The sequence below is a fragment of the Bradyrhizobium sp. SZCCHNRI3043 genome (assembly GCF_032377735.1).
Classification (GTDB): Bacteria; Pseudomonadota; Alphaproteobacteria; order Rhizobiales; family Xanthobacteraceae; genus Bradyrhizobium.
The window spans coordinates 18296-42242 of record NZ_JAUHID010000005.1; the positions used below are offsets into that span (position 1 = coordinate 18296).

Consider the following 23947-nt stretch of genomic DNA (forward strand, 5'->3'; position numbering starts at 1 on the left):
GAGCGGCATTGCTAGCGAATGTTACGCAAAAAGCCCCGCTCGAAGCGGGGCTTTTCCGTCGAACGCGTCGTGCGCGGCGATCAGTGGCCGAAGAACAGCCACAGCAGAATGATCACCGGAATCGGCACGCCCAACAACCACAGTAGAATTCCTCGACCCATCTCGGCCTCCTCGAATCCTCTCCATCAATCGGAGCGACAACGCGAGGATAGCCTCGATGTTCCGGCAGGTGGACGAGTGCGAACGGCTCACCAATGTCCGGTGTTCGGCATCGACAGCCAGGGCTCGGCCGGCGCCTTCGGCTCGCCCTTCTGCAACAGCTCGATCGAGTGCAGATCGGGCGAGCGGATGAAGGCCATGTTGCCGTCGCGCGGCGGCCGGTTGATGGTAATGCCGAGCTTCATCAGCCGGTCGCAGGTGGCGTAGATGTCGTCGACCTCATAGGCGAGATGGCCGAAGAAGCGGTCCTCGCCATAGCTCTCCTCGTCCCAATTGTAGGTGAGCTCGACCAGCGGGGCGCCGCGCGTCGGCGGCAGGCTCTTCAGCAGGTGTTCATCTTCGGGTGCGCAGAGAAACACCAGCGTGAAGCGACCCTTGTCGTTGTCGATCCGGCGCACCTCCTTGAGGCCGAGCGCATCGGAATAGAATTTGAGCGCGGCGTCGAGATTGCGCACGCGCAGCATGGTGTGGAGATAACGCATCGTTTCTTCTCTCCCTGAACTCGAAGCGGATGCTCAACGGCCGCCTGCGGACGCCGATCCATAGCAGCAATTCGTTCGCCCGTGTATCGAGCCTGATGCTGCGGCGATGCCGGCTCGCGCGGATGTGCAGTGCGCGCGGCGACGCATTCGACGGGGCCGCGCGGTGTTGCGAGAGCCTCTCCGTATGCCAGCGAATCGCTGTTTTGGCAGTGATTCGCGGCAGGGATGAACGGGCGCGATGCGACCGCATGCAGGGATTTCAGCGTGTTTCGCCTGCAATGTGAGGCCAAAATCACGCAGGACCATCGAAAATGCCTGGAAATATAGGGGAAAATGAATCGCATGCTCCGTTCGATCGCCATCGCAGCTTGACTTCTGCGCGCTCCGTTGGAATTTTGGCGCCGCTGTGGGTGCTTCGGGGCCCCTTGAAATGCAGGAGAATCCCGAAAAATCGCGGGGTGATACGCCACCAGACGACTGAAGTCCCGGCTGTGCAATGCAGCCAGAATGCCCCGACCAGTCTGCGCAGCAATGCGCTGATAGCCGCGCAGTCGTCACGTCATTCACCGGTACCAATCACAAGGAGATACGATGGCTACCCAACTTTCCAAGTCGCAGCTGATCGAGAAGATTGCGACCTCGACCGAGCTGTCCAAGCGCGACGTCAAGAACGTCATGGAGACGCTCACCGACGTCGGCCACAAGGAGCTGAAGAAGAACGGCGTGTTCCTGGTGCCGGGCTTCGCCAAGTTCGTCGTCGTCAAGAAACCCGCCGTGAAGGCGCGCAAGGGCACCAACCCCTTCACCGGCGAAGAGATGATGTTCAAGGCCAAGCCGGCCCGCAAGATCGTGCGCGCGCGCCCGGTCAAGGCCGCCAAGGACGCGGTTGCCTGATCTGACCGTCAGTCACGGTCGTGATCACGTCAGAGGCCCCCTGAGAAGGGGGCCTCTTTCGTTGCGGAATGTGTAGGCTGCAGCGGGCCTGAGTGTCGCGTTCGCGGATCGCGAAGTCTCGCGCGGGGAGAGCGGAAAACGACAGCAGCGCCAGCGCGACGGAATATCTTCGTCGCGTGGCGCCACCCTCGAGCACTGGGCCCTGAAATCCCCAGTACTGATCTGTCTCGGCGTGCCGCAGGAAGGTTCAAGGGTTTTTCCGGGAAGATTGACCGGCCCGTGCGGCCTCCGCCCAAGCGGGCAGCGTCGTCGCGCGCGCCGGGGACAAGCTGGTGGATATTGCGCAGCAAGCCGTTGATCCGGGAGCCAAAAGACACAGACTGGGAGCTGTGGACAGGCGTTGGATCGATTGTGGATGAGCCTCCGGCGTGATCGCCACGCGGCTCGGCGTCAGTCGCGGTCCAGATCCGCTCCGTCTTCCGTACCGGCCGCCTCGGTCCCGGGATGAAGGAACGCAAGCACGACGAAGCCGCCATAGCCGATGATGTTGAATAGAAGTTCCAGCCAGGATGCCATCGCGGACTCCCCCTAGAGGGTTGAACGCATGACTAGCGTTACCGTTCCCGCCGCGCGCGGGGGCGACCAGCCTGCAACCAATTCCCCCGCATCTGCGTTGTTTGGACGCATCGGAATTGGAGGACAACGATCATGAGAAAGGCATTGGCAGTTCTGGCAACCGCAGGTGCCGTCGCCGTCACCGCATTGGCGGCACCCGCGCCGGCACAGGCGCGCGGTCTTGGTCCGGGTCTCGCATTCGGCCTCGCGGCGGGCGCGCTGACCGCCGGCGCGATCGCGGCGTCGCATCCCTATTATTATGGTCCGGGCTACGACTACTATGACTACGGCCCGCGTTACGTCTACGCGCCCGGCCCGTATGCCTATTACGGCGGACCGTACTATCATCGCTACCACCACTGGCGTCATCACTGGTAGACGTCAGTCGTGAGAAGGAGAGCCCGGATGGCGAAAGCCTCCGGGCTCTCGTTTCATCCCTGCTATTCCGCGGCCTCGCCGCGCTGCGCCTTCTTCCACGCCGAGCGGGCATATTCCTCGCGTTCGCGCGCGAACTTCTCCTGGGTCGACTTGAACCGTGCAATCCTTGCGGTGATGTCGGCGCGCTCCTTCGCGCGGCGGTCGTCCTGCGTCTCGTTCTGCCTCACGGATCCTCTCTGCTCCGGTTGCTATCCGGCGAGCCTCGCCGTGAGACGCGTGACAAACTTCCTGGCGAATCGCTGGCGCGATGTGGATGTCCGATTGAGGCGTGATTGCGGACGCACGGCCCGGCTGCAGGCGGGCCGCGCGTTTTGCCGGGGACAGACCGCGGGAGGCGAGCAGCGCCAACGTCTTCAGGTAGACACGGAACAATCCGACTCGTTTTGCTTGTAGCCGCGTCGTTCACGGCCGGTTCCGGTGGAGACGGAGTGGCACGACGACGCAGCCGGGCCGGACACGCTTGGAGGCGGGAGCCAGTTTGTCGTGCTATGAAGGGAGGACAATGATGATGCGAGGTCTCATGGTTCGGGGCAGCCGCTGATGATTGCATCCGATCTGCACGACGGGGTGAATCGCCTGGGAGACATGATCGCTGCGGCGCGTGCGATCGTGCCCTTCACCGGCGCTGGACTATCGACCGAGACGGGCATTCCGGATTTCCGTTCTCCCGGCGGTCTATGGACGCGCAACCGGCCGATCCATTTCGACGAATTCGTCGCTAGCCAGGAGGCGCGGGACGAGGCTTGGCGGCGGCGCTTCGCGATGCAGGAGACGTTTGCCGCGGCGCGGCCCGGCCGCGGCCACCTGGCGCTTTCGTCGCTCTACCGTGCGGGGAAAATTCCGGCCGTCATCACTCAGAACATCGACAACCTGCACCAGGACTCCGGTTTCGCCCCGGATCACGTCATCGAACTGCACGGCAACACCACCTACGCGCGATGCATCGGATGCGGGCAGCGCTATGAGCTCAACTGGGTGCGCGAGCGCTTCGAGGCCGACGGTGCCGCGCCGGATTGTCCCGAATGCGCGGAGCCGGTGAAGACGGCGACGGTATCCTTTGGTCAGTCGATGCCCGAGCATGAAATGCAGCGTGCCACCGAACTCGCGCAGCACTGCGATCTGTTCGTCGCGATCGGCTCATCGCTGGTTGTGTGGCCGGCCGCGGGCTTTCCATTGATGGCAAAGCGGGCTGGCGCGCAACTCGTGATCATCAACCGGGAACCGACCGATCAGGACGACGTTGCAGACCTTGTTATCCACCACGACATCGGCGAAGTACTCGGATCGTTCGTCCGTAATTGAACGGAAATTGATGCATTTTTGTCGGCATCTCTGTTCATATGCCTCACTGAAACCGATTTTTATCTATGCGCGGCACGAGGGAATGTTATCTTTGATTCGAGAGATTCGCGTGACTCATCGTGGGTATAGGTGGTGAGCACGTGTATGAGGGCGCCGTTGCAGGGGTGGCGGCTCACAATTCATATGTGAGGTCCGGGGTTATGGGGTCGGACGGATTTGAGTCCAAGAAGCTTGGGATGCCGGTCGTTGGTGTATCGACACCAACCCGGCTCGGGGCGGAATATCAAACCGGCGTCGCGCGCGACTCGGCAATCGATGCGATGACCGGTCTTGGCGAGAACCTCGTCGAAATCAGCGGTGTCATCAAATGGTTCGACGCCTCGAAGGGATACGGTTTCATCGTTCCCGACAATGGCTGGCCGGACGTGCTGCTGCACGTCACGGTGCTCAGGCGCGACGGCTACCAGACCGCCTATGAAGGTGCTCGCCTGGTGGTGGAGTGCGTGCAGCGCTCCAAGGGCTACCAGGCGTTCCGCATCGTCTCGATGGACGAGTCGACGGCGATCCATCCGGCGCAGATGCTGCCGCCGCGGACCCATGTGACGGTGACGCCGACCAGCGGGCTGGAGCGAGCCCAGGTCAAGTGGTTCAACCGGCTGCGCGGCTTTGGCTTCGTGACCTGCGGGGAAGGGAGCCCGGACATTTTCGTCCACATGGAGACCCTGCGCCGCTATGGCATGACCGAGCTGCGCCCCGGCCAATGGGTGCTGGTCCGCTACGGGCCCGGCTCCAAGGGCATGATGGCGGCCGAGATCCACCCCGAGACGGGCTCGCCGGCATTGTCCTCGCACTGAGCGGATGCTTCCTGCGACCACGGTATTTGACGGCCCCCGGAACGGCGCTTCCTGGGGCCGTTTTCATGTCGGCTCCGCTTCACGGACCGGGCCGCGGTCTTGCTGCGGAGGCCGCGACCGTGTAGTGACGGGGCCTCCAGGACAATGGTTCCTTGAGAACATCGGGGTATAGCGCAGCCTGGTAGCGCGGCAGTTTTGGGTACTGCAGGTCGTTGGTTCGAATCCAGCTGCCCCGACCATCTCCGCAGCGGCGCGGCTTTCTCAGGCGGGGCCTGATAGCTGGCGCGATACTCACGATAGCGAGAAAGATTTCGGCCAGGCCGCCAGCGCTCAAACGGCCGAGCGACCGCGAGCGCGGCTGGGCCGATAAAAAAATTCGGATGCTCCCGCAGCGGCAAAACCCGGGAGCATCCGAAGTGTGCGGGTGAATCCGGGGAAGGAACATCCGCTGGTGGTCAGCATCCTCTGAATCGAAATCTCGCGTCTTTGCGCTAAATCAAATCAGGCGCAGGAGGCGGTTCGCGCGTCGGCCGTGCCGAGGTCGCGGCGGGCGGATCAGCGCGCCAGCTCGTCCTGCGCCAGCCGGCCGTCGATGATGTGCACGCGCCGTTGCATCTGAGCGGCGAGGTTGAGATCGTGCGTGACCGCGACGACGGTCTTGCCGCGCAGCGTGACGAGATCGCGCAGGATGCCGAACACCTGCGCGGTCGCGGCGGTGTCGAGGCTGCCGGTCGGCTCATCGGCGAGGATCACCGGCGGATCGTTGGCGAGCGCGCGCGCCACCGCAACGCGCTGACGCTGGCCGCCGGACAATTTGTCCGGCGTCTTGCGCAGATGATCGGCGAGGCCGAGCGACGCCAGCAGCTCCTCGGCGCGCTGGGTGACGGCGCGCGGCGACAGCCGGGCCAGCGCGCGCATCGGCAGCGCGACGTTCTCGGTGATCGAGAATTCCGGCAGCAGGAAATGAAACTGGAAGACGAAGCCGAGCCGCGACAGTCGCACCTCGGCGCGCTCATCCTCGTTCATGCCCGTCGTCGAGCGGCCGTCGATCAGCACGTCGCCCCGGCTCGGCAGGTCGAGCAGGCCAAGCAGGTAGAGCAGGGAGGATTTTCCCGAGCCCGACGGTCCGGTGATGGCGATGAGCTCGCGCGGACGGATCACGAGATCGATGTCGGCCACCAGCGTCACCGGCACCTCGCCGGGCAGCACCTTCGTCACTTGCCGCGCCTCGATCAGGGGCGGGCTCACGTCGCGCCCCGGATGATGTCGACCGGATGCAACCGCGCTGCGGCGCGGGCCGGAAAGTAGCCGGCGACGGCGCTGGAGATCAGCGCGACCGCGCCCGCGAGCAGATAGTGCTTCAGCGAATACAGCACGGGCAGATGATTGTAGTCGGAAAACGGCGTCTTGAACTCGAGCGAGGCGAGCCCGCGGGTAAGCAGGTAGCCGAGCGCCCAGCCGAGGGCGGCACCGGTGAGGCCGATGAACAGCGCCTCGACGATGAAGATGGTGCGGACCGTGCGGTCGCGGAAGCCGAGCGACTTGAGGATGGCGATGTCGCGGGTCTTCTCGTGGGTGATGGTCGAGATGATGTTGTAGGTGCCGAAGCTCGCGACCAGCAGGATGGCGCCGACGATGGTGTACATCAGCACGTTGCGCAGCGTGATCGCCGCCAGCAGATCCTCCTGCGCCTCCTGCCAGGAGACCGCCTTGTAGCCGGTCTGCTCGCCGATGCGCTCGCTGATCAGGCGCGCCTGCATCGGATCGTTGGTGCGGACGCGGATCTCGTTGATGATCCCGGTCTGGCGCTCCAGGATCTGCGCGGTGCGCAGCAGCACGTAGCCGGTGGTCTCGTCGGTGCCGCGGAAGCCGGAATGGAAGGTGCCGACTACGGTCGCGTTCATGCTGATGCCCTGGGCCGAGGCGAGCGTGATGTTGGAGTTCACCCGCGCGCCGATCTTGGCCGCGAGCCGGTCGCCGAGCAGGATCGCGTGCGAGGACCGGTACAGCGAATTGAGATTGCCCTGCCGCATGTGGCTCGGCAGCGTCGAGACTTGGCCCTCCGTGCGCGGATCGATGCCGATGATCGCGACCGTCAGGTTGCGGCCGGCGAAGCGCAGCACGGCCTTTGACTGCACCGACGCCGTCAGCGCGCCCGGCACCCAGCCCTGCAGCGAGGCAATGGTGGCCATCGGGTTCTTGATGCCGGGGCGGCGGACGTTCGGGGTCAACCGGTGGAATTCGGCCGCCGCATAGACCAGGTCGGCCGGCTGGCGGGTCGGCTGGCGCAGCTCGTCGGTGATCGAAATGTGCGGCAGCGCGTCGACCAGCGTGCGGATGAAGTCGTCCTGGGAGCCCTCCATCATCGCCGCCATCATCACCGAAAACGCCACCCCGGTCATGACGCCGGCGATCGCGACCAGCGTCTGCCGGGCGCGATGGCGCACATGGGTCCAGGCGATGGTCAGGACGAGGCTCATGGCGCGGACGTCTCGGGCTCGATCACGCGGATCCGCTCGCCGTCCTTGATGTCGGCGGTCGCGGGCGCCGCGACCAGCTCGCCTTCGCGGGCGCCGTCGAGGATCTCGACCGCCGCGGAGCCGCGGATGCCGATCCGCACCGCGCGCCGATGCACACGGCCGCCTTCGATCACCATGAGGCTGTTGTTGACGACGGCATTGGCCGGCGCGAGCAGCGTGTCGGCCGTCTCGCGGCTGACGATGTTGGCCTCGACGCTCATGCCGACGCGCAGCGGCGTGTTGTCGGGCAAGCCGATCCGCACGCGGAACGTCTTCGCCACGGGATCGCCCGCCGGCGTGATCTGCTTCACCGTCCCGGGCAGCGCCTGGTTGCCGAACGCATCGGCGCGCAGCAGCGCCTGCTGGCCGACCTGGACACGGGGGATGTCCTCTTCGTTGACGTCGGCGACGACCCAGAGCGGCTTCTCCAGGCCGACGCGGTAGAGGATGGTGCCGGGATCGACCATGTCGCCGACCTCGCCGTCCTCCTTGAGGACGACGCCGTCCATCGGCGCCACCAGCTTGAAGTAGTCGAGGCGCTGGGTCTGGGCCGCGATCTGGGCGCGGATGCGGGCGAGATCGCTTTCGGAGCGCTGGTACGCTTGCGAGGTGGCCGCGCCGCGCGCCAGTAGCTGCGTCTGCCGCTCGAATTCGAGGCGCTGGAATTCCTCCTGTGCGCGCAGATCGTTCAAGGTGGCCAGCGCCTCCTTGTCGTCGAGCCGCGCCAGCACGTCGCCGGCCTTGACCAGCTTGCCCTCGCAGCGGCAGCGCTCGACGATGCGGCCGCGAACCAGCGGCGTGCTCCGCGACCACGTCTCCGGCTCCACCGCGCCGGTTGCATAGACGATCTCGGCCGCCGTGCCGCGAGTGATGCGGGCGGTCGCGATGAGCGGTCCACGCATCCACCATACGGCAAACCCAGCCAGTGCGCCGAACAGCAGGATGATCGAGAGCAGGCCGCGCCACGGAAAACGACGCCGGCCGCGATCGACGGCCGGCGTGGCAGCAATGGCGTTGGATGGGTCCGGCGTCAGCATGTCCATGATCGAACGGACCCTGCGACGGGAGAAAGGCTATACTTAGCCCGCAGTGCCAGTCGCCACGCGGGGCGGAGCCATCTTGAAGTGCTGTTTGGCATAGGCGACGATCTGGCGATCGGTCGGGTGATCGGCAACCTCGACGCCGACGATGCGCTTTCCAACCGCAGGATGCTTCTCGTGCAGGTACTTGGCAAGCTCGGTCTTGGCGCTGGCCGGACCGATGATCAGGATCTCGCCGGCGTCATCGAGCGCGTGCGCGACCTCCTCTAGGAAATTCTTGTCGGGCGCCGCGTGGCCGCTGCCGATCTCGTTGGCCTTGTGGTGCAGATGCTTGGTCTGCAGGTGTGGATGCAGCGTCAGCTCGTCGGCACCGGTCAGTCCGATATGGAACACCTTGGCCTCGCTGTGATCGAGCCACACGACGGCATGGAAATGAGTCGGCATGTTCTGGTCCTTGTCAGCAAATTGCCGCGTGGCGGCCTTGTGCGTTCGCCAGGGAACGCGCACCGCGGAAGGCGGCACCCCTTGTGATGCAAACCTTAGCGAGCCCGATAGTGGCCGGCTTGATGCAGGTCAACGGACGCGCGGACCACCCCCGCGCCCCTGATGTGCGGGGTTTACTTCGGCGCAGGCGGCTTCGGCAGCGGCTTGTCCTGCCGCTTCGACCAGGAGATGTAGTAGGCCACGGTGGTCATGATCGCGATGCCCGCCGCGCTGACGAGGATCTGCGCCAGCAGCGAACCTGAGCTCAGCATCAGGGTGAAGTGGCCGATGAAGGACAGGAATACGCCGACGCAGAACACCGCCAGCGACTGTTGGCCGCAGACGACGAGGGGATCGAGCGCCTTCCACTCCAGGCCCGGCCATTCCTTCGGCACGAAACGGATGACCAAAATGACGATCACCACGAAATGCAGGAAGCGGTACGGCGCGAGATTGGTCTTGTCGTTGGGATTGAAGGCCGAATAGAGCCAGTTCGGAAACATCGATCCGAGCTCAGGGAAGCGGCCGGCCATCGTCATGACCAGTGCGAGCACCATATAGGCGATGCAGAAATAGAGCGTGGCCGGCGCCATGATGATGCCCATCGAGCGGCGGGCGCCGCCGAGCGCGCACCATGAGCCGAACACGAACAGCACCTGCCAGCAATACGGATTGAAGTACCAGGTGCCGGCCGGGTAGGCCGCAAAATTCCAGCCCATCTGCCGCGCCAGGAGCCAGAGCACGATCGAGGCGATCATGGTCAGGTCGGGCTGGCGCAGCATCATCCACAGCACCGGCGGGAAGAAGCCCATCAGCACGATGTAGAGCGGCAGCACGTCGAGATTGACCGGCTTGAACTTCAGGATCAGCCCCTGGGCCAGCGTATCGCTGGCGTGGTCGACGAGGCCTGCGACGTTGAACTCGTCGATGATCTCGGAGACGCCGAAGCGCGTCGCCAGATAGCTGATGGCCACAATATAGATCACGAACAGCACGATGTGGGCGACGTAGAGCTGCCACACCCGCTTGAACAGCCGGGTGGCGCCGACGATGAAGCCGCGGTCGATCATCATGCGCGCATAGACGAACGAGGCGGTATAGCCGGAGATGAAGACGAACAGGTCGGCGGCGTCGCTGAAGCCGTAATTCCGCGTGGTGATCCAGTTCACCACATTGTCGGGGATGTGATCGAGAAAGATCGCCCAGTTGGCGATTCCGCGAAACAGATCGAGCCGAAGGTCGCGCCCTCGCTCGGGCAGCGTGGCATTGATTTTCATGGCCGCTTCAACGCACTGTTTTGAATGGAAAACGTCGGGGGGCAGAGGCGCCGTGGCAGTCGACCGAGATTGTCACGGGACGGCAGAATGACTATACGGAGCACGATAAACGGTCATGTCCAGGATGGGAATCACCGTTCCGTGCTGAAGCTTGCCTGTAACCCATCCCGGCCGTTTCCGCCAAACGCATGACGACCGCAGCTTCCAGGGGCTCTACCAGCCATGACCGCACGCATTTTCAAGCCCGCCAAGAACGCGATGCAATCGGGCAAGGCCAAGACCCGGGACTGGCAGTTGGATTATGAGCCGGAGCAGCCGCGTTCGGTCGAGCCGCTGATGGGCTGGACGTCGTCCTCGGACATGAAGCAGCAGGTCACCTTGCGCTTCGACACCAAGGACGAGGCGATCGCCTATTGCGAACGCAAGGGCATTCCCTATGAGGTGATCGAGCCGAAGGAGCCGGTGAAGCGGCAGATCGCCTATGCCGACAATTTCTCGTTCCGCCGCGGCGAGCCCTGGACGCATTGAGGGGCCGACACGGCCATCATCCGTTCAGCAGCCCGCCGGGGATGGGCAGCGGCGCGTCCTTGGACAGGCCAAGCACCGGGAAGCTCCTGATGGCCCGGACGCCGGGCAGGGCAGCGAACTGGCGGAGCTGGCGGCTCATGCCTTCGACCCCGGTCGACACGCATTTCAGCAGAAAATCCGCATCTCCCGACAGCCGCCAGCATTGCTGGACCCAGGGCAACGGCACGATCGCGGCCTCGAACGCCTCCAGCGCCGTCTGGTGCTGGCTGTCGAGCTGAATCGACACGAACGCTACGACCTCATAGCCCAGCGACCGCTCGTCGATGCTGGCGCGGATGGACTTGATCACGCCGCTATTGCGCAGCGTCCGCACGCGGCGCAGGCAGTTCGGATGCGAGATCCCCACCCGGCCGGCGAGCTCGTTGATGCGGATCCGGCCGTCGGCCTGGAGCTCCGCCAGGATCCTGCGATCGATCGCGTCGAGCTCCGGGCTGCCAGCCATCGGCGCGGCCCGTTCAGCCGGTCGGGTGATCAGGCCGGCCGCCGCCGGCCTGCGCAGGCCCGGCGGTGCGCGGCATGACGCCGGAGAGGACGAGCTTCTCATGGGCCGCGATGATCGTCTCCTTGCTGAGCCGGCCGCCCGGACGGTACCAGCTGCACAGCCCGGTCAAGAGCGCGATGATGGCAAAGGTCGCGACCTGGATGTCGTCGACGTCGAACACGCCTTGCGCCACACCGTCGCTGAGGATGTCGGCCAGCCGGCGCTCATAGGCGCCGCGCAGCGCTACCACCGCCTCATAGTTGCGGGGCTCGAGACTGCGCAGCTCCGAGTTGGCGATGAAGACCTCGCGCTTTCGGGTCATGTGATAGCCGACGTGGAAGGCGACGAACGCCCTGAGACGTTCGACCGGACCCTGGGTGTCGCGCAGCGCCTGTTCGAGCTCGCGCAGGAGGTCGTTGATGTGGTCCTGGATCAGCTCCGCCAGCAGCTCCTGTTTGGTGCTGATGTGATTATAGAGCGAGCCTGGCTGGATGCCGACCTCGGCGGCGAGCTGGCGCAGGCTCATGGCCTCATAGCCATGCTGGAAGATCAGCCGCAGGCCGGCCTTGCGGATCGCCTCCATCGTCGTCGGACCATGTGACCCGATCGTGCGCGCCATCTCGTCCTCGCTGGACCGTCCCGGTGCCGATAGCGGCGGATCCGCCACGGTAGGGGGTCCCGTAGTGAAGTCTGAAAATTCCGTGGTCTCAAGCAAATGCTGCCCGCCCCGGACCCTACAACAATCCGCTTGAGAATAGAATTTAAAAACGTATGATCGTTTAATTCGAGAAGGACGGATGGCCGCAAACCGGGCCGCCGGCGGGCAGGGAGGACAGCATGCGGGCAAAGATGGTACACCCGGGCTCGCAGCGGCCTGGACGGCCGCGACCGCTCTGACGCGTGCTCCCACGGCTTCCCCCTCCAGCCTCGCAACGAAGACGCCGGTCATGATGCTTCATTCCACGATCGATCCATCGTCCTCCGATTTCGCCCGTAATGCCGACGCCATGCGCGCGCTGGTCACCGACCTCAGGATGAAGCTGGCGCAGGTCGCCGAGGGCGGCGGCGAAGCCTCACGCAACCGGCACCTGTCGCGCGGCAAGATGCTGGCGCGCCAGCGCGTCGACCTGCTGCTCGACCCCGGAACGGCGTTCCTCGAACTGTCGCCATTGGCCGCACATGGGCTCTATGGCGGCGACGTCCACTCGGCCAGCATCGTCACCGGCATCGGCCGCATTGCCGGCCGCGAATGCGTCGTCGTCGCCAACGACGCCACCATCAAGGGCGGCACCTACTACCCGATGACGGTGAAGAAGCATCTGCGTGCCCAGGACATCGCCCGGCAGAACAATCTGCCCTGCGTCTACATGGTCGACTCGGGTGGCGCGTTCCTGCCGCTGCAGGATGAGATCTTCCCCGACGAGCGGCATTTCGGCCGCATCTTCTACAACCAGGCGCAGATGTCGGCGGCCGGCATTCCGCAGATCGCGATCGTGATGGGCTCGTGCACGGCGGGCGGCGCCTATGTGCCGGCGATGTCGGACGAGAGCATCATCGTGCGCAACCAGGGCACAATTTTTCTGGGCGGCCCGCCGCTTGTGAAGGCGGCAACCGGCGAGGTGGTCAGCGCCGAGGAGCTCGGCGGCGCCGACGTGCATTCGCGGCAGTCGGGCGTGACCGATCACTATGCGCAGAACGACGCGCACGCGATCGGCATCGCGCGGCGCATCGTCGGCACGCTGAAGCCGCCGGGCGCACGCAGCGCGCTGAACATGCGCGAGGTGCGCGAGCCGCGCTATGCGGCGGAAGAGATCTACGGCGTCGTGCCGGTCGACGGCCGCAAGCCGTTCGACGTGCGCGACATCATCGCGCGGGTGGTCGACGGCTCGGAGTTCGACGAGTTCAAGAAGCTCTACGGCCAGACGCTGGTGTGCGGCTTCGCGCATATCTGGGGCCATCCGGTCGGCATCATCGCCAACAACGGCATCCTGTTCAGCGAGAGCTCGCTGAAGGGGGCGCACTTCATCGAGCTGTGCTGCCAGCGCAACATCCCGCTGGTGTTCCTGCAGAACATCACCGGCTTCATGGTCGGCAAGAAATACGAGGCCGGGGGCATCGCACGCGACGGCGCCAAGCTGGTGACGGCGGTCGCGACCGCGTCGGTTCCCAAGTTCACCGTGGTGATCGGCGGCTCCTACGGCGCCGGCAATTACGGCATGTGCGGCCGCGCCTATGCGCCGCGTTTCCTCTGGATGTGGCCGAACGCGCGCATCTCGGTGATGGGCGGCGAGCAGGCCGCGATGGTGCTGAGCCAGGTCCGCCGCGATGGCATCGAGGCCAAGGGCGAGAGCTGGCCCACGGAGGAGGAAGAGAAATTCCGTAGCCCCATCCGTGCGCAATACGAGGCCCAGGGCAATCCCTACTACGCGACGGCGCGGCTGTGGGACGACGGCGTGATCGATCCCGCCGATACCCGCCTCGTGCTTGGCCTCGGATTGTCTGCCGCCGCCAATGCCCCGGTCGAGCCGACCAGGTTCGGCCTGTTCAGGATGTGATCATGGTTCGTCCCGGATTGTATCGCCGTTTCCGCAAGCTCCTGATCGCCAACCGCGGCGAGATCGCCGTGCGCGTCATCCGCACCGCACGCGCGATGGGATTGAAGACCGTCGCTGTCTATTCGGAGGCCGACCGCAACGCGCTGCATGTCGCTCTCGCCGACGAAGCCGTGCTGCTCGGCCCCGCGCGTGCTCGCGATTCCTATCTCAACATCGAGCGCTTGATCGAGGCTGCAAGGCAGACAGGCGCCGAGGCGGTTCATCCCGGCTATGGCTTCCTGTCCGAGAGCGCCGAATTCGCGCAGACCTGTCTCGACGCGGGCCTGGTGTTCGTCGGGCCGACGGCCGCGATGATCACCGCGATGGGCTCCAAGTCCGGCTCCAAATTCCTGATGGAGCAGGCCGGCGTGCCGCTGGTGCCCGGCTATCACGGCGAGGCGCAGGACGAGGCGACGCTCGCCAATGAAGCCGCGCGGATCGGCTTTCCCGTTCTGATCAAGGCCTCCGCCGGTGGCGGCGGCCGCGGCATGCGCGTGGTCAATGCAGCCGGCGATCTCGCTGATGCCGTCACCAGCGCCAAGCGCGAGGCCAAGGCGGCGTTTGGCGACGACCGTGTGCTGATCGAGAAATTCGTCCAGAACCCGCGCCACATCGAGGTGCAGATCATCGGCGACAGCCACGGCAATCTGGTGTCGCTGTTCGAGCGCGAATGCACCTTGCAGCGTCGGCACCAGAAGGTGGTCGAGGAGGCGCCGTCGCCGACGCTGACGCCGGAGCAGCGGGAGACGGTTTGCGCGGCGGCGAGGCGCGCGGCGGGCGCGGTGAACTATGTCGGCGCCGGCACCATCGAGTTCGTCTCCGACGGCCGCGACGTGTTCTTCATCGAGATGAATACACGCCTGCAGGTCGAGCATCCCGTCACCGAGTTGATCACCGGCGTCGATCTCGTCGAATGGCAGTTGCGCGTCGCCTTCGGCGAAGAGCTGCCGCTGACGCAGGACCAGATCCGGTTGCATGGTCATGCCATTGAGGCCCGCGTCTACGCGGAAAATCCCGCCAAGAACTTCATGCCCTCAGTCGGCACGATCAAGACCTGGCGGCTTCCTGCTGAAACCGGCGGCCTGCGCATCGATGCCGGCTATCGCGAGGGCGATGCGGTCTCGCCCTATTACGACGCGATGCTCGCCAAGATGATTGCCTGGGCGCCGACCCGCGAGGTCGCGATCGAGCGGCTCAACCGCGGCCTGGAGGACACCGACGTCCGCGGCATCGTCAGCAACATCCCGTTCCTGTCGGCGCTGCTGACGCATCCCGACGTCGTGGCGAACGCGATCGACACCGGTTTCATCGAGCGCCATCTGACGCATCTGACCCAGTCAGGGGCGGTGGCCGGCGACGTCGAGCTCTGTGCCGCCGTCGCGGCCATTCTCATCGACGAGCAGACCGTGGCCGTGAAGGAGCAGGGATCGCCGTGGCGCGCATCCGGTTGGATGCCGGTGGGACTGCGGCAGCGCATGTTCTCGTTCCGCCAGGGCGCCGGAGCGGAGTCGCGGACGGTGACGCTGGCCTATGGTCCGGGCGTGCAGCGCCTGTCGATCGAGGGCCGCGAGAGCTCGTTCTCGGTCACTCCGACCGACGACGGCGGCTTCGACCTTGTGCGCGACGGCGTCAAATCCCATGTGGTGGCCGTCATCGAGGGCCACGAGCTGTACCTGCGAACCCGCAACGGCCGTTTCGATCTGCATTGGATCGATCCGTTCGGCGGTGACGACGAGGAGCAGGCCGGCGAGGACAAGATCGTGGCGCCGTTGCCGGGGACCGTGGTGGCGCTGCTCGCGCAGGAAGGTGCGGTCCTGGAGAAGGGCGCGGCGATCCTGACGCTCGAAGTCATGAAGATGGAGCAGACCCTGCGGGCGCCGTTCGCAGGCCGGCTCAAGGCGATCAAGTGCAAGGTCGGCGACATCGTGCAGGAAGGCGTCGAACTGGCGGACCTCGAACCGTCCGCCTGATCCTCGAACCCGAAGAGGTCGGCATGAGCGAAAGCGTGCGCATCATCGAAATGGGCCCGCGGGACGGCCTGCAGAACGAGAAGATGCCGATCAGCGTGGCCGATCGCATCGCCTTTGTCCGTGCGCTGGTGGACGCAGGGCTGACCATGGTCGAGGTCGGCGCCTTCGTCTCGCCCAAGGCAATCCCGCAGATGGTGGGATCGGACGAGGTGATGCGCAGCGTCGCCGCGTTGCCCGGCGAATTCCACGTGCTGGTGCCGAACGTGAAGGGCTATGAGGCGGCGCGCGCCGCGGGCGCCAAGGTGATCTCGGTCTTCACCGCGGCCTCCGAGAGCTTCTCCCGCGCCAACATCAATTGCTCGATCGAAGAGTCGCTGGAGCGCTTCAAGCCGGTGATCGCCCACGCCAAGGCCGACGGCATCCGGGTGCGCGGCTACGTCTCCTGCGCGCTGGGTTGCCCCTATGAAGGCGAGATCAGGCCGCAGGCCGTCGCCAATGTCGCCAAGGCGCTGTGGGACCTCGGCTGCTACGAGATATCGCTGGGCGATACGATCGGCGTCGGCACGCCGCTCAAGGCCAGGCAGATGCTGCGCGCTGTCTGCGACGACGTGCCGGTGACGCATCTGGCGATGCATTTCCACGACACCTACGGCCAGGCGCTGGCCAATCTCTATGCGGGCATGGAGGAGGGCGTCCGCGTCATCGATGCCGCGGCCGGCGGCCTCGGCGGCTGCCCATTCGCGCCGGGCGCGACCGGCAACGTCGCGACCGAGGACGTCGTCTACATGCTCGAAGGCATGGGCATCCGCACCGGCGTCGACATGACGAAACTGCTGGCCGCCACCAACGAAATCAGCCGGCTGCTCGGCCGGCCACCGGTCAGCCGTGTTGCAGCGGCACTGAATGCGAAGATGAGGCGAGTAGCGAATGGCGAATAGGGAAGGCCCATTCGCTATATCCCCTATTCGCCACTCCCCATTCGCCATTCGCCGCCGCGTCAGCGGCTCAGATCCGGCCCCATCACGAGATCCGGCAGCGCCGTCGAGATCTGCGGCACGAAGCAGAGCAGCAGCACGGCGGCCATCATCAGCAGCACGAACGGCAGCGTGCCCCAGATCACCTCCCGCAGCGGGATGTCCGGCGCGACGTTTCTGATGACGAAGATGTTGAGACCCACCGGCGGATGGATCAGGCCCATCTCCATGACGATCGTCATCACCACGCCGAACCAGATGATGTCGAAGTTCGCCGCGCGCAGCGGCGGCAGGATGATCGGCGCCGTCATCAGGATGATCGACACCGGCGGCAGGAAGAAGCCGAGCACGACCACCATCAGCAGGATCGCGGCGAGCAGCTCCCAGCGCGGCAGATGCATCGCGACGATGTATTCCGCCACCGACTGCGAGATGTGCAGGTAGCTCATCACGTAGGAGTACAAGAGCGACATGCCGATGATCAGCATCAGCATGGTCGACTCGCGCAGCGTCGCCTTCATGATCGGCGCGAGGTCGGTCGGGCTCCAGACCCGGTAGATGATCGCAATCAGCACCAGCGCCAGGATGCCGCCGAGACCTGCCGTCTCCGACGGCGTGGCCAGCCCGCCATAGAGCGCAACCATGACGCCGGTCAGCAGCAGCACGAACGGGATCACGCGGGGCAGCACGGAGAAGCGCTGCGCCATCGTGTATTCGTCCTTGATCAGGATGTCCGACCAGGTGCCCGACTTCTCATAGACCGTTTTTGCGCGCGCGTATTCCTGGCGGAAGCGCACGACGGCATAGACGCCGAACAGCGTGACCAGCAGCAATCCGGGGCCGATGCCGGCCAGGAACAGCCGTCCCAGCGATTTCTCCGCGGCGATCGCGAACAGGATCATCGTGATCGACGGCGGCAGCAGGATGCCGAGCGTGCCGCCGGCGGCGATGATGCCGGCTGCGAAGCCGCCGGAATAGCCGCGCTTGCGCATCTCGGGAATGCCGGCCGAGCCGATCGCCGAGCAGGTCGCGGGTGACGATCCCGCCATTGCCGCGAACAGCGCGCAGGCGAACACGTTGGCGACGCCCAATCCGCCGGGCACGCGATGCAGCCAGGCATGCAGAGCAGAATAGAGATCCTGTCCGGCGCGGGAACGGCCGATCGCGGCACCCTTGAGGATGAACAGCGGGATCGACAGCAGCGTGATCGACGCCATCTCCTCGTAGACGTTCTGCGTGACGGTATCGAGCGACGCGGCCGGCATGTAGATGGCCATGAATACGACGGCGACGGCGCCGAGCGCGAACGCGATCGGCATGCCCGCGAACATCGCAAACAGGGTCGAGAGTCCGTAGGCAACCCCAATTCCGAACACGCTCATCGACGCGCTCCGGTCAGCGGGGCCACGATCTGCAGCAGCATCTGCAGGCACAGCAGGGTCATCCCGGCGGCCATCAGGCCGTAAGGAATCGCCAGCGGCGGCGACCACATCGAATTCGAGACCTGGCCATCGACCCAGGCCTCGTGTGTCAGGGTCCAGGATTTCCAGGTGAAGAAGGCACAAAACAAGAAGCTCGCGACGTCGACCAGCCAGAGCCTGATCTTGTTGGCGAGCGGAGACATCAACCCAACGAAGGCTTCGATGCTGACGTGGCCGCGATGCTCCTGCACATAGGCCGCAGTCATGAAGGTGGCGCCGACGAGCAAGAATACGGCGGCTTCGTCCTGCCAGTAGTTGGCGGCCTTGAACAGTGCACGGCCCGCCACGCTGTAGCTCAGGATGACGCAGGCCGCGACCAGTGCAAACGCGGCCAGAACGACGATGATGCGATTGAGTAGCGAGACAACACGCTGGAGCGGCGCCAGCGGTCCGCTGGCGCCGATGGCTGTCGTGGCCTCGGTATCGATAACGGGCGCGTGCATCAATCAGGCCGCGACGTCGGAGGCGAGCTTGAGGAGCTTGGCGCAGTTCGCAGACTTGCCGCCATAGTCCTTCCAGGCCGTGTCACGGGCAATGTCGCGCCATTTGTTGACGGTCCCGACATCGAGTTCCACAACCTTGGCGCCCGCCTTTTCGTAGACTTTTGCAACTTCGATGTCGTCGTCCTGCGCGCCCTTGCGCCCGAACGCCTCCATCTCAGCGCCAACCGCGAGGAGGATGTCCTGCTGGTTCTTCGGCAGCTTGTCGAACGAGGCCTTGGACATCATCAGCGGCTCGAGCATGAACCAGTACGACGCCTTGGCTCCGGAGGTGAGGGCCTTCGACACCTCTTCCAGGCGGAACGAGATCAGGCTGGTCGACGAGGTGATGCCGGCATCGCAGGCACCGGTCTGCATCGCGGTGTAGATTTCGTTCGATGGAACCGACAGCACCGAGGCGCCGGCCGTCTGCAGCACCATGTCCATCTCGCGCGAGCCGCCGCGCACCTTCATGCCCTTGGCATCGTCGGGTGTCACCAGCGGCCGCGATCGGCTGGCGACCCCGCCCGCCTGCCAGACCCAGGTCAGCAGGATGATGCCCTTGTCGGCCAGGAAATCGCTCAGCGTCTTGCCGACCGGCTCGTTCTTCCAGCGCATGCCCTGGTCGTAGGTCGTAACGAGCCCGGGCATCAGCGCGATGTTGGTCTCGGGAACTTCGCCGCCGGCATAGGGCATCGGATAGAGGCTGATGTCGAGCGCGCCCTTCCGCATGGCCGAGAACTGCGCGACGGTCTTGATCAGCGAGGAGTTCGGATAGATCTCGGTCGCGATCTCGCCGCCGGAGCGCTTCGCAACCTCCTCCGAGAACACCCGGCAGAGCCGGTCGCGGAAATCGCCCTTGTCGATGGTGCCGCCGGGAAACTGGTGGGAGATCTTCAGCGTCGTTGCCGCGTGGGCCGTACCGGTTCCAAAACGCAGAATGGCCGGCGCAGCGAGCGCGGATGCGATGACATGACGGCGTGATAGCATGAGATTTCCCCTGGACAACTTTTGGTTGGGTTCCCGACCCCGGTTCGTTGGCGTGACTTATACCAGCCAATTTGCCGGACTTACCTCTAGCCGAACTAGACAGTTCGTTCGAGGCCAAATGCATGGGAAGCGACATAATGCTGCGGCGCACGTGCCGGCCTGTGAATCCCTTGCGCGGGTTGTACTAACATGGCTTTGCCGGGCAAAATTGTGTCGTTGATTCCAGAAGAGGGCGCATTCGAGTCAAATTTGATCGAACAATGATTCTCGTCCGCGCTCGTAACAATCGCCTTCATCGGAACGTCGATGTCCAAGAACGGCGCGTCCGTCGCCGTCGAACCCGTCATACGAAGGAGCGATCATCATGACCAATCGTAGCCGCCTCATCCTCGGAATCTCCGCTGCCGCACTCGCGTTCAACGTGGCCGTCGCGCCGACGGCATTCGCGGAGGACAAGATGAGCAAGGACGATGGGATGAAAAAGGGCGCGATGTCCCACGACGGCATGAAGAAGGACTCGATGGCGAAGGACGCCATGAAGAAGGACGATGCCATGTCCAAGGACGGGATGAAGAAGGACGACGGCATGATGAAGAAGAACTGACGCGTCTCGCACGTCATCGTGCGATGGGACGACCGTATCAGTCCCATCGCCGATGAATGAGGAATCGCAGCGATGCCGGCTGCGACGACACGCAGGTCTCGTGGTGGCAGCGTCGCTGCTTACTTCTTCTTTCCACGGGCCTTGCGCGCGGCATAGCGCGCATCGCGCTTCGCCTTCTGCTCGGCTTCCATCTCGGCCAGGCGGGCGGCTTGTTCTTCCGCCTCGCGCGCAAGCCGGGCACTCTCGGCGGCCTTGGCCTCTTCCTCGAGACGCTTCTGCTCGGCCTTGGCGGCCTCGCGCTCCAATCGCTGCTGCTCGCGGCGGGCGGCGGCGGCTTCGCGCTCCTGCCGTCGCTTCACGACTTCGGGATCGTCCGGTCCCGGCTGCGATTTGAACTTCTGCACGATGCTCTGGCGGGCCTGCTGTGCGGCCTTCTGCCGATCGGCAAATCCAGGTTCCTTGAATCCTCTCATGGAGACGTCGTCACTTCGCTAGTTGGGTGTTCGGTCAGGGGCTGCACGCGCCGCCAGGCAATTCTTCCACGATGTCGTGAACACGAGCGGAGGCCGACGCGAGCCCGTGTGTATAGGATCGCATGCGTCGATGACAAATGCTTTATCGCCGCTCCTCCACATCCGACCTGCCCGGCGCTTGCATGGCGTTCGCCGGAGGCTATGTAAGCAGCCCCGTCGCTGACGCAGGTCGGCGGGCTGTGAGTCGCTTCACGCCTCGCGGCACCAGCGCACCGCCCGGGTGCGACATCCAACGGAGTTGACCGGCATGACCTCTGTTCGCCGTGGGCGCATGGCGCTCGGCCTCGCGCTCGTCGCTCTCGTGGTCAGCGCATGCGTGATGACCGCGGTCCTCGCCCGCCCGAGGCCCGTTTCGGCCGGTGTGCTGGGTTCCGAATGGGAATGCGGGCAGCTGTTCTGGGTGACGAGCTGCACGCGGATCGAGTCGATCTCGCCGGCATCGCGCCAGCAGCAGCAGCAACCGCACGGTGAGGCCGCTGGCCTGCGGGCCGCCTAGGGCACCGATGAGTACGCAGGGGCCGGATAACGGGCGACGCGGCGCCGTGGCGGGACTCGTGTTCGCGGCGGTCGTGGTGGCCTTCGGCTTGTGGTTGGCCCGCAGCCTGACCTCCGCAAGCCGGATGCAGGATTGTCTGATGTCGGGACGAACCAACTGCAACGTGATCGTGCCCGACCGGTGACCGCCGATCAGCTCGAACCGGACCGGCAAGACCGCGCAAGCGAGGTTGCACGATCGGAGCGGCGAATCAGCGTGCGTCTCGGTTAACCTGACGCGGCAGGCTGACTTGGCCGCAAAATAGTCGGGATTTTACCCGTTTGTCGCGCAAATTATGGTGTGTCCGGACCGTACACGCGGAAGCCGGCGAGCCGGAGTCATCAGTCCGCATCGCACCCCGCCCTGTGCGGCAACCAACGCAGACGGCGGGCGATCAAAGGGGTAGGGGAGAATGACGTTGTCCAACCAGAGCACACGGTGGCTGCCCGCGATCGCAATCCTGACCGCGGTCGCGATCCCCGCCCAAGCCGGGGCGCAAACCCAGGACCAGGCTGGTCCTGGCGCCGGGCATTCGCCCCAGGCCCGCTCGCCGGGTGTCATCCGCCAAGCGCCAGCCCAGGGTGGGCAACCGGGCGGCCAGCCCCATGTCCCGATTCCGCGGCAAGCCGGCCCCATGGCCGGCCAGCCGCAGGGAGCACAGCCGGCCGCACCGCCGCGGGCTGCCGTTGCCCCCCAGGGACGTCCGCCGGGAGCCAGCCATGGCTACGCCGCAGGCCCGGGTCCGGCGGCGATCGGGCCGGGACCGGATGCGCGTTATGCGCACGGCAGGGTCGCCGTGCGCGACTATGGTGGGCAGCCTTATCGCGGCCGGATCGGCTGGGAAGGTGGCCGCTGGCGGCACGAGGTTCACAACGGCCGTCCGGGCTGGTGGTGGGACGTCGGTGGCGTCTGGTACTATTATCCCGAGCCCATGGAAGGGCCGCCGACCTACGTGTCGGAGGACTATGCTGACGATGTGGTCTATGCACCGTCGGCGGCCTACGAGGCGCCCCCGCCGGTCGCCTACGAACCGGCGCCGCCGCCTCCGGCCGAAGTCGATCCGGGCGCCAGCGCGCTCGGGGGCGCGATCATCGGCGGGGTGCTCGGCGGCATCCTCACCGGCAAGGCGGGCGGTGCCGCGGCGGGCGCCGTGCTCGGTGGTGCCACCGGCGCTATCGCCGGCGCAACGGCTGCGGCGCGACCGGGCTATTATCTGTCGCAGGGCAATTGCTACTATCGCTATCCGTCGGGAGAGTATGTCGCGGTCGATCCGCGCTCCTGCTACTGAGCCACTGCTGACGGGGCGGAGCGCTGCGGTTGAGCCTGCTCGGCGGACGCGCGGGTCCTGGCCGAATCTCCGCAAAGCTCCGGAGCAGGAGTGGGAGCGAATCTTGATAGACTCCACTTCATTGTTCGAGAGGTGAGAGCTTCGGGGCCATGACCAAGGCGTCCAAGCTGGTTGCCGCCAAGGGCGGAAGGGTTCTCCTGGTCCGACGCCGGGCCGACGGACGCTGGATGTTTCCGGGCGGCCGCAAACGCGCGCAGGAAACGGCGAAGGATTGCCTGAAGCGCGAGATCAAGGAGGAGCTTCCGAAGCTCAAGCTCGGCCGCCTGCGGCTGTGGAAGGAAGTCACCGCCAAGAATAAGCGGTCGGGCCGCAAGATGAGCGACGCCATCTTCATCGCCAAGCATGCCAAAGGGCGCCTGGAGATCGGAGACAAGAAGGAGATCGACCGCGCGGTGTGGCAGAAGCCCTACGGACTCAGCCTGACGCCGACGTCGCGCTACATCCGCGACCAGCTGTTTCCACGAAAGTCGGACTGAACCATCGTATGCTGGGAACATCCCGGCCGCTTGGGCGTTATCTGCCCATGCCTTACGATAGCACAGACAGACAGCCTCGCGTCCTCACGCCGGAAGAGCGTCGGGCGCGTGACGCCACCCGCAGGGCTGATGCCGAGCAAGCCATGCGCGATCACGAGGCGGCCCAGCGGGCCTTTTACGCCAACCGCGAGCGGCTCAGGGCCGAGCGTCTGGCGCGGGAGGCCGCCGCCAAGTCGGACTGATGGGAGTTCCAGTCAGCTCGCCTGGCGGCTCCGGAATGCGTTGGCCATCCGCAGGAATGCTTGATCAAGTAGTGCATACATGTCGCCGGTGATGTCGCAATCGAACATCGCGCGGCGCATGCATGTCATCCACTCGTCGCGCTCGGCATCGCCGATCGGATACGGACGGTGCGCCGACATGATGCAGCGATGCTCGGCCCGCTCGAAATAGAGCGCCGGCCCGCCGAGCCATCCGCTGAGAAATTCGAACAGCAACTGCTTGATCGGACCAAGATCGGCGTCGTGCATCGCCCGGATGCGGCTGGCGCCGGGCTCTTGGTCCATGATGGTGTAAAAGCGCTCCGCCAGACGGCGCACGCCAGCCTCGCCGCCCACGAGCTCATAGGGCGTCGCTTCGATCACAACTGCTTCTGCTTCGTTGGCTGAATTCGCTGCCGTCATCGCATCTCGTTTCCGCTCCTCCCTCTGCAGCCAACAAGCGGCAGAGGTATGGCGCCTTGATCTGGATCAAGCGGGAAACGAGGGGGCG

The 23947-nt window shown here is 65.2% G+C and carries 28 protein-coding genes and 1 tRNA gene; 14 read left to right on the forward strand and 15 right to left on the reverse strand.

Going from position 1 to position 23947, the window contains the following annotated elements; all coding sequences use genetic code 11:
- Nucleotides 1-248: 248 nt before the first annotated feature.
- Nucleotides 249-701, reverse strand: a complete 453-nt coding sequence (locus QX124_RS13050) for a VOC family protein (protein ID WP_315737857.1) — start codon at nt 699-701, stop codon at nt 249-251.
- A 591-nt stretch (nt 702-1292) separates the two neighbouring features.
- Here QX124_RS13050 and QX124_RS13055 point away from each other — a divergent pair.
- Nucleotides 1293-1595: an HU family DNA-binding protein gene (locus QX124_RS13055; protein ID WP_172109121.1), complete on the forward strand. Its 303-nt coding sequence runs from the start codon at nt 1293-1295 to the stop codon at nt 1593-1595.
- A 450-nt stretch (nt 1596-2045) separates the two neighbouring features.
- On the opposite strand, the gene QX124_RS13060 is transcribed toward QX124_RS13055, so the two are convergent.
- Nucleotides 2046-2171, reverse strand: coding sequence for a hypothetical protein (locus QX124_RS13060; protein WP_315737858.1), 126 nt, complete (start codon nt 2169-2171; stop codon nt 2046-2048).
- Between the two features lie 132 nt (nt 2172-2303).
- Between QX124_RS13060 and QX124_RS13065 the strand changes: the two genes are divergently transcribed.
- Entirely contained in the window at nt 2304-2588 is a 285-nt protein-coding gene (locus QX124_RS13065; RefSeq protein WP_315737859.1) for a hypothetical protein, read from the forward strand.
- A 62-nt stretch (nt 2589-2650) separates the two neighbouring features.
- Here the strand turns inward: QX124_RS13065 and QX124_RS13070 are convergent, their stop codons facing one another.
- Nucleotides 2651-2815, reverse strand: a complete 165-nt coding sequence (locus QX124_RS13070) for a hypothetical protein (protein WP_315737860.1) — start codon at nt 2813-2815, stop codon at nt 2651-2653.
- A gap of 373 nt (nt 2816-3188) precedes the next feature.
- Between QX124_RS13070 and QX124_RS13075 the strand changes: the two genes are divergently transcribed.
- The 3 genes from QX124_RS13075 (at nt 3189) to QX124_RS13085 (ending at nt 5043) form a co-directional block, all read left to right on the forward strand.
- Nucleotides 3189-3950, forward strand: coding sequence for an SIR2 family NAD-dependent protein deacylase (locus QX124_RS13075; RefSeq protein ID WP_315772155.1), 762 nt, complete (start codon nt 3189-3191; stop codon nt 3948-3950).
- A 200-nt stretch (nt 3951-4150) separates the two neighbouring features.
- A complete protein-coding gene (locus QX124_RS13080; protein ID WP_315737862.1) occupies nt 4151-4804 on the forward strand; it encodes a cold-shock protein in 654 nt (217 codons plus the stop codon).
- Between the two features lie 162 nt (nt 4805-4966).
- Nucleotides 4967-5043: transfer RNA gene (locus QX124_RS13085), tRNA-Pro, on the forward strand.
- A 316-nt stretch (nt 5044-5359) separates the two neighbouring features.
- Here QX124_RS13085 and QX124_RS13090 read toward each other — a convergent pair.
- The 5 genes from QX124_RS13090 to QX124_RS13110 all read right to left on the reverse strand — a co-directional run bounded on the left by QX124_RS13090 (nt 5360) and on the right by QX124_RS13110 (nt 10123).
- Complete coding sequence (locus tag QX124_RS13090; protein ID WP_315797365.1) at nt 5360-6052, reverse strand: ABC transporter ATP-binding protein; 693 nt, start codon at nt 6050-6052, stop codon at nt 5360-5362.
- A complete protein-coding gene (locus QX124_RS13095; protein ID WP_315772152.1) occupies nt 6049-7284 on the reverse strand; it encodes an ABC transporter permease in 1236 nt (411 codons plus the stop codon). The genes QX124_RS13090 and QX124_RS13095 overlap by 4 nt, the downstream gene beginning before the upstream one ends.
- Complete coding sequence (locus QX124_RS13100; RefSeq protein ID WP_315797366.1) at nt 7281-8360, reverse strand: efflux RND transporter periplasmic adaptor subunit; 1080 nt, start codon at nt 8358-8360, stop codon at nt 7281-7283. Before QX124_RS13100 ends, QX124_RS13095 begins: the two co-directional genes overlap by 4 nt.
- Before the next feature lie 42 nt (nt 8361-8402).
- Nucleotides 8403-8807, reverse strand: coding sequence for a translational machinery protein (locus QX124_RS13105; protein ID WP_315772149.1), 405 nt, complete (start codon nt 8805-8807; stop codon nt 8403-8405).
- A 173-nt stretch (nt 8808-8980) separates the two neighbouring features.
- Nucleotides 8981-10123 carry an OpgC domain-containing protein gene (locus tag QX124_RS13110; RefSeq protein WP_315755528.1) on the reverse strand — a complete coding sequence of 381 codons (1143 nt, stop codon included), beginning with the start codon at nt 10121-10123 and terminating at the stop codon, nt 8981-8983.
- A 222-nt stretch (nt 10124-10345) separates the two neighbouring features.
- On the opposite strand from QX124_RS13110, the gene QX124_RS13115 reads away from it, so the two are divergent.
- Nucleotides 10346-10651, forward strand: a complete 306-nt coding sequence (locus QX124_RS13115; protein WP_315737868.1) for an ETC complex I subunit — start codon at nt 10346-10348, stop codon at nt 10649-10651.
- A gap of 16 nt (nt 10652-10667) precedes the next feature.
- Here QX124_RS13115 and QX124_RS13120 read toward each other — a convergent pair whose 3' ends face one another.
- Nucleotides 10668-11153, reverse strand: a complete 486-nt coding sequence (locus tag QX124_RS13120) for an Lrp/AsnC family transcriptional regulator (protein ID WP_315737869.1) — start codon at nt 11151-11153, stop codon at nt 10668-10670.
- A 13-nt stretch (nt 11154-11166) separates the two neighbouring features.
- Nucleotides 11167-11811, reverse strand: a complete 645-nt coding sequence (locus tag QX124_RS13125; protein WP_315797367.1) for a TetR/AcrR family transcriptional regulator — start codon at nt 11809-11811, stop codon at nt 11167-11169.
- 328 nt (nt 11812-12139) lie between these two features.
- On the opposite strand from QX124_RS13125, the gene QX124_RS13130 reads away from it, so the two are divergent.
- From QX124_RS13130 to QX124_RS13140, 3 genes are read left to right on the forward strand one after another with little or no spacing between them, the layout of a single operon-like run.
- Nucleotides 12140-13747: a carboxyl transferase domain-containing protein gene (locus QX124_RS13130; RefSeq protein WP_315772143.1), complete on the forward strand. Its 1608-nt coding sequence runs from the start codon at nt 12140-12142 to the stop codon at nt 13745-13747.
- Nucleotides 13748-13749: 2 nt separating this feature from the next.
- The gene (locus QX124_RS13135; RefSeq protein ID WP_315797368.1) at nt 13750-15756 is read left to right on the forward strand and encodes an acetyl/propionyl/methylcrotonyl-CoA carboxylase subunit alpha; all 2007 of its coding nucleotides are present in this window, start codon (nt 13750-13752) and stop codon (nt 15754-15756) included.
- A 23-nt stretch (nt 15757-15779) separates the two neighbouring features.
- Nucleotides 15780-16694, forward strand: a complete 915-nt coding sequence (locus QX124_RS13140) for a hydroxymethylglutaryl-CoA lyase (RefSeq protein WP_315797369.1) — start codon at nt 15780-15782, stop codon at nt 16692-16694.
- Between the two features lie 59 nt (nt 16695-16753).
- Here the strand turns inward: QX124_RS13140 and QX124_RS13145 are convergent, their stop codons facing one another.
- Genes QX124_RS13145 through dctP form a run of 3 tightly spaced genes read right to left on the reverse strand, consistent with a single transcriptional unit; the run spans nt 16754 to nt 19680 of the window.
- Nucleotides 16754-18112, reverse strand: coding sequence for a TRAP transporter large permease (locus tag QX124_RS13145; RefSeq protein WP_315755523.1), 1359 nt, complete (start codon nt 18110-18112; stop codon nt 16754-16756).
- Entirely contained in the window at nt 18109-18654 is a 546-nt protein-coding gene (locus QX124_RS13150; protein WP_315737875.1) for a TRAP transporter small permease, read from the reverse strand. Before QX124_RS13150 ends, QX124_RS13145 begins: the two co-directional genes overlap by 4 nt.
- A gap of 3 nt (nt 18655-18657) precedes the next feature.
- Complete coding sequence (gene dctP, locus QX124_RS13155) at nt 18658-19680, reverse strand: TRAP transporter substrate-binding protein DctP (protein WP_315785311.1); 1023 nt, start codon at nt 19678-19680, stop codon at nt 18658-18660.
- Between the two features lie 364 nt (nt 19681-20044).
- On the opposite strand from dctP, the gene QX124_RS13160 reads away from it, so the two are divergent.
- Complete coding sequence (locus QX124_RS13160; RefSeq protein WP_315797370.1) at nt 20045-20284, forward strand: pentapeptide MXKDX repeat protein; 240 nt, start codon at nt 20045-20047, stop codon at nt 20282-20284.
- A gap of 119 nt (nt 20285-20403) precedes the next feature.
- On the opposite strand, the gene QX124_RS13165 is transcribed toward QX124_RS13160, so the two are convergent.
- Nucleotides 20404-20757: a DUF6481 family protein gene (locus QX124_RS13165; RefSeq protein WP_315737878.1), complete on the reverse strand. Its 354-nt coding sequence runs from the start codon at nt 20755-20757 to the stop codon at nt 20404-20406.
- A gap of 307 nt (nt 20758-21064) precedes the next feature.
- On the opposite strand from QX124_RS13165, the gene QX124_RS13170 reads away from it, so the two are divergent.
- From QX124_RS13170 to QX124_RS13185, 4 genes are all read left to right on the forward strand, one after another.
- The gene (locus QX124_RS13170; RefSeq protein WP_315755520.1) at nt 21065-21313 is read left to right on the forward strand and encodes a hypothetical protein; all 249 of its coding nucleotides are present in this window, start codon (nt 21065-21067) and stop codon (nt 21311-21313) included.
- Nucleotides 21314-21764: 451 nt separating this feature from the next.
- Complete coding sequence (locus QX124_RS13175) at nt 21765-22640, forward strand: hypothetical protein (protein ID WP_315797371.1); 876 nt, start codon at nt 21765-21767, stop codon at nt 22638-22640.
- 149 nt (nt 22641-22789) lie between these two features.
- Nucleotides 22790-23176 carry an NUDIX hydrolase gene (locus QX124_RS13180; RefSeq protein ID WP_315712048.1) on the forward strand — a complete coding sequence of 129 codons (387 nt, stop codon included), beginning with the start codon at nt 22790-22792 and terminating at the stop codon, nt 23174-23176.
- A 47-nt stretch (nt 23177-23223) separates the two neighbouring features.
- Nucleotides 23224-23418 carry a hypothetical protein gene (locus QX124_RS13185; RefSeq protein ID WP_315797532.1) on the forward strand — a complete coding sequence of 65 codons (195 nt, stop codon included), beginning with the start codon at nt 23224-23226 and terminating at the stop codon, nt 23416-23418.
- Nucleotides 23419-23430: 12 nt separating this feature from the next.
- Here the strand turns inward: QX124_RS13185 and QX124_RS13190 are convergent, their stop codons facing one another.
- Entirely contained in the window at nt 23431-23859 is a 429-nt protein-coding gene (locus QX124_RS13190; protein ID WP_315737881.1) for a group II truncated hemoglobin, read from the reverse strand.
- Nucleotides 23860-23947 lie beyond the last annotated feature (88 nt).

What these genes read in the sequence shown, in the direction of transcription:
- QX124_RS13050 (WP_315737857.1), bottom strand. Translation starts at nt 701, where the DNA reads ATGCGTTATCTCCACACCATGCTGCGCGTGCGCAATCTCGACGCCGCG.
- QX124_RS13055 (WP_172109121.1), top strand. Translation starts at nt 1,293, where the DNA reads ATGGCTACCCAACTTTCCAAGTCGCAGCTGATCGAGAAGATTGCGACC.
- QX124_RS13060 (WP_315737858.1), bottom strand. Translation starts at nt 2,171, where the DNA reads ATGGCATCCTGGCTGGAACTTCTATTCAACATCATCGGCTATGGCGGC.
- QX124_RS13065 (WP_315737859.1), top strand. Translation starts at nt 2,304, where the DNA reads ATGAGAAAGGCATTGGCAGTTCTGGCAACCGCAGGTGCCGTCGCCGTC.
- QX124_RS13075 (WP_315772155.1), top strand. Translation starts at nt 3,189, where the DNA reads ATGATTGCATCCGATCTGCACGACGGGGTGAATCGCCTGGGAGACATG.
- QX124_RS13080 (WP_315737862.1), top strand. Translation starts at nt 4,151, where the DNA reads ATGGGGTCGGACGGATTTGAGTCCAAGAAGCTTGGGATGCCGGTCGTT.
- QX124_RS13095 (WP_315772152.1), bottom strand. Translation starts at nt 7,284, where the DNA reads ATGAGCCTCGTCCTGACCATCGCCTGGACCCATGTGCGCCATCGCGCC.
- QX124_RS13100 (WP_315797366.1), bottom strand. Translation starts at nt 8,360, where the DNA reads ATGCTGACGCCGGACCCATCCAACGCCATTGCTGCCACGCCGGCCGTC.
- QX124_RS13105 (WP_315772149.1), bottom strand. Translation starts at nt 8,807, where the DNA reads ATGCCGACTCATTTCCATGCCGTCGTGTGGCTCGATCACAGCGAGGCC.
- QX124_RS13110 (WP_315755528.1), bottom strand. Translation starts at nt 10,123, where the DNA reads ATGAAAATCAATGCCACGCTGCCCGAGCGAGGGCGCGACCTTCGGCTC.
- QX124_RS13115 (WP_315737868.1), top strand. Translation starts at nt 10,346, where the DNA reads ATGACCGCACGCATTTTCAAGCCCGCCAAGAACGCGATGCAATCGGGC.
- QX124_RS13120 (WP_315737869.1), bottom strand. Translation starts at nt 11,153, where the DNA reads ATGGCTGGCAGCCCGGAGCTCGACGCGATCGATCGCAGGATCCTGGCG.
- QX124_RS13125 (WP_315797367.1), bottom strand. Translation starts at nt 11,811, where the DNA reads ATGGCGCGCACGATCGGGTCACATGGTCCGACGACGATGGAGGCGATC.
- QX124_RS13130 (WP_315772143.1), top strand. Translation starts at nt 12,140, where the DNA reads ATGATGCTTCATTCCACGATCGATCCATCGTCCTCCGATTTCGCCCGT.
- QX124_RS13135 (WP_315797368.1), top strand. Translation starts at nt 13,750, where the DNA reads ATGGTTCGTCCCGGATTGTATCGCCGTTTCCGCAAGCTCCTGATCGCC.
- QX124_RS13140 (WP_315797369.1), top strand. Translation starts at nt 15,780, where the DNA reads ATGAGCGAAAGCGTGCGCATCATCGAAATGGGCCCGCGGGACGGCCTG.
- QX124_RS13145 (WP_315755523.1), bottom strand. Translation starts at nt 18,112, where the DNA reads ATGAGCGTGTTCGGAATTGGGGTTGCCTACGGACTCTCGACCCTGTTT.
- QX124_RS13150 (WP_315737875.1), bottom strand. Translation starts at nt 18,654, where the DNA reads ATGCACGCGCCCGTTATCGATACCGAGGCCACGACAGCCATCGGCGCC.
- dctP (WP_315785311.1), bottom strand. Translation starts at nt 19,680, where the DNA reads ATGCTATCACGCCGTCATGTCATCGCATCCGCGCTCGCTGCGCCGGCC.
- QX124_RS13160 (WP_315797370.1), top strand. Translation starts at nt 20,045, where the DNA reads ATGACCAATCGTAGCCGCCTCATCCTCGGAATCTCCGCTGCCGCACTC.
- QX124_RS13165 (WP_315737878.1), bottom strand. Translation starts at nt 20,757, where the DNA reads ATGAGAGGATTCAAGGAACCTGGATTTGCCGATCGGCAGAAGGCCGCA.
- QX124_RS13170 (WP_315755520.1), top strand. Translation starts at nt 21,065, where the DNA reads ATGACCTCTGTTCGCCGTGGGCGCATGGCGCTCGGCCTCGCGCTCGTC.
- QX124_RS13175 (WP_315797371.1), top strand. Translation starts at nt 21,765, where the DNA reads ATGACGTTGTCCAACCAGAGCACACGGTGGCTGCCCGCGATCGCAATC.
- QX124_RS13180 (WP_315712048.1), top strand. Translation starts at nt 22,790, where the DNA reads ATGACCAAGGCGTCCAAGCTGGTTGCCGCCAAGGGCGGAAGGGTTCTC.
- QX124_RS13185 (WP_315797532.1), top strand. Translation starts at nt 23,224, where the DNA reads ATGCCTTACGATAGCACAGACAGACAGCCTCGCGTCCTCACGCCGGAA.
- QX124_RS13190 (WP_315737881.1), bottom strand. Translation starts at nt 23,859, where the DNA reads ATGACGGCAGCGAATTCAGCCAACGAAGCAGAAGCAGTTGTGATCGAA.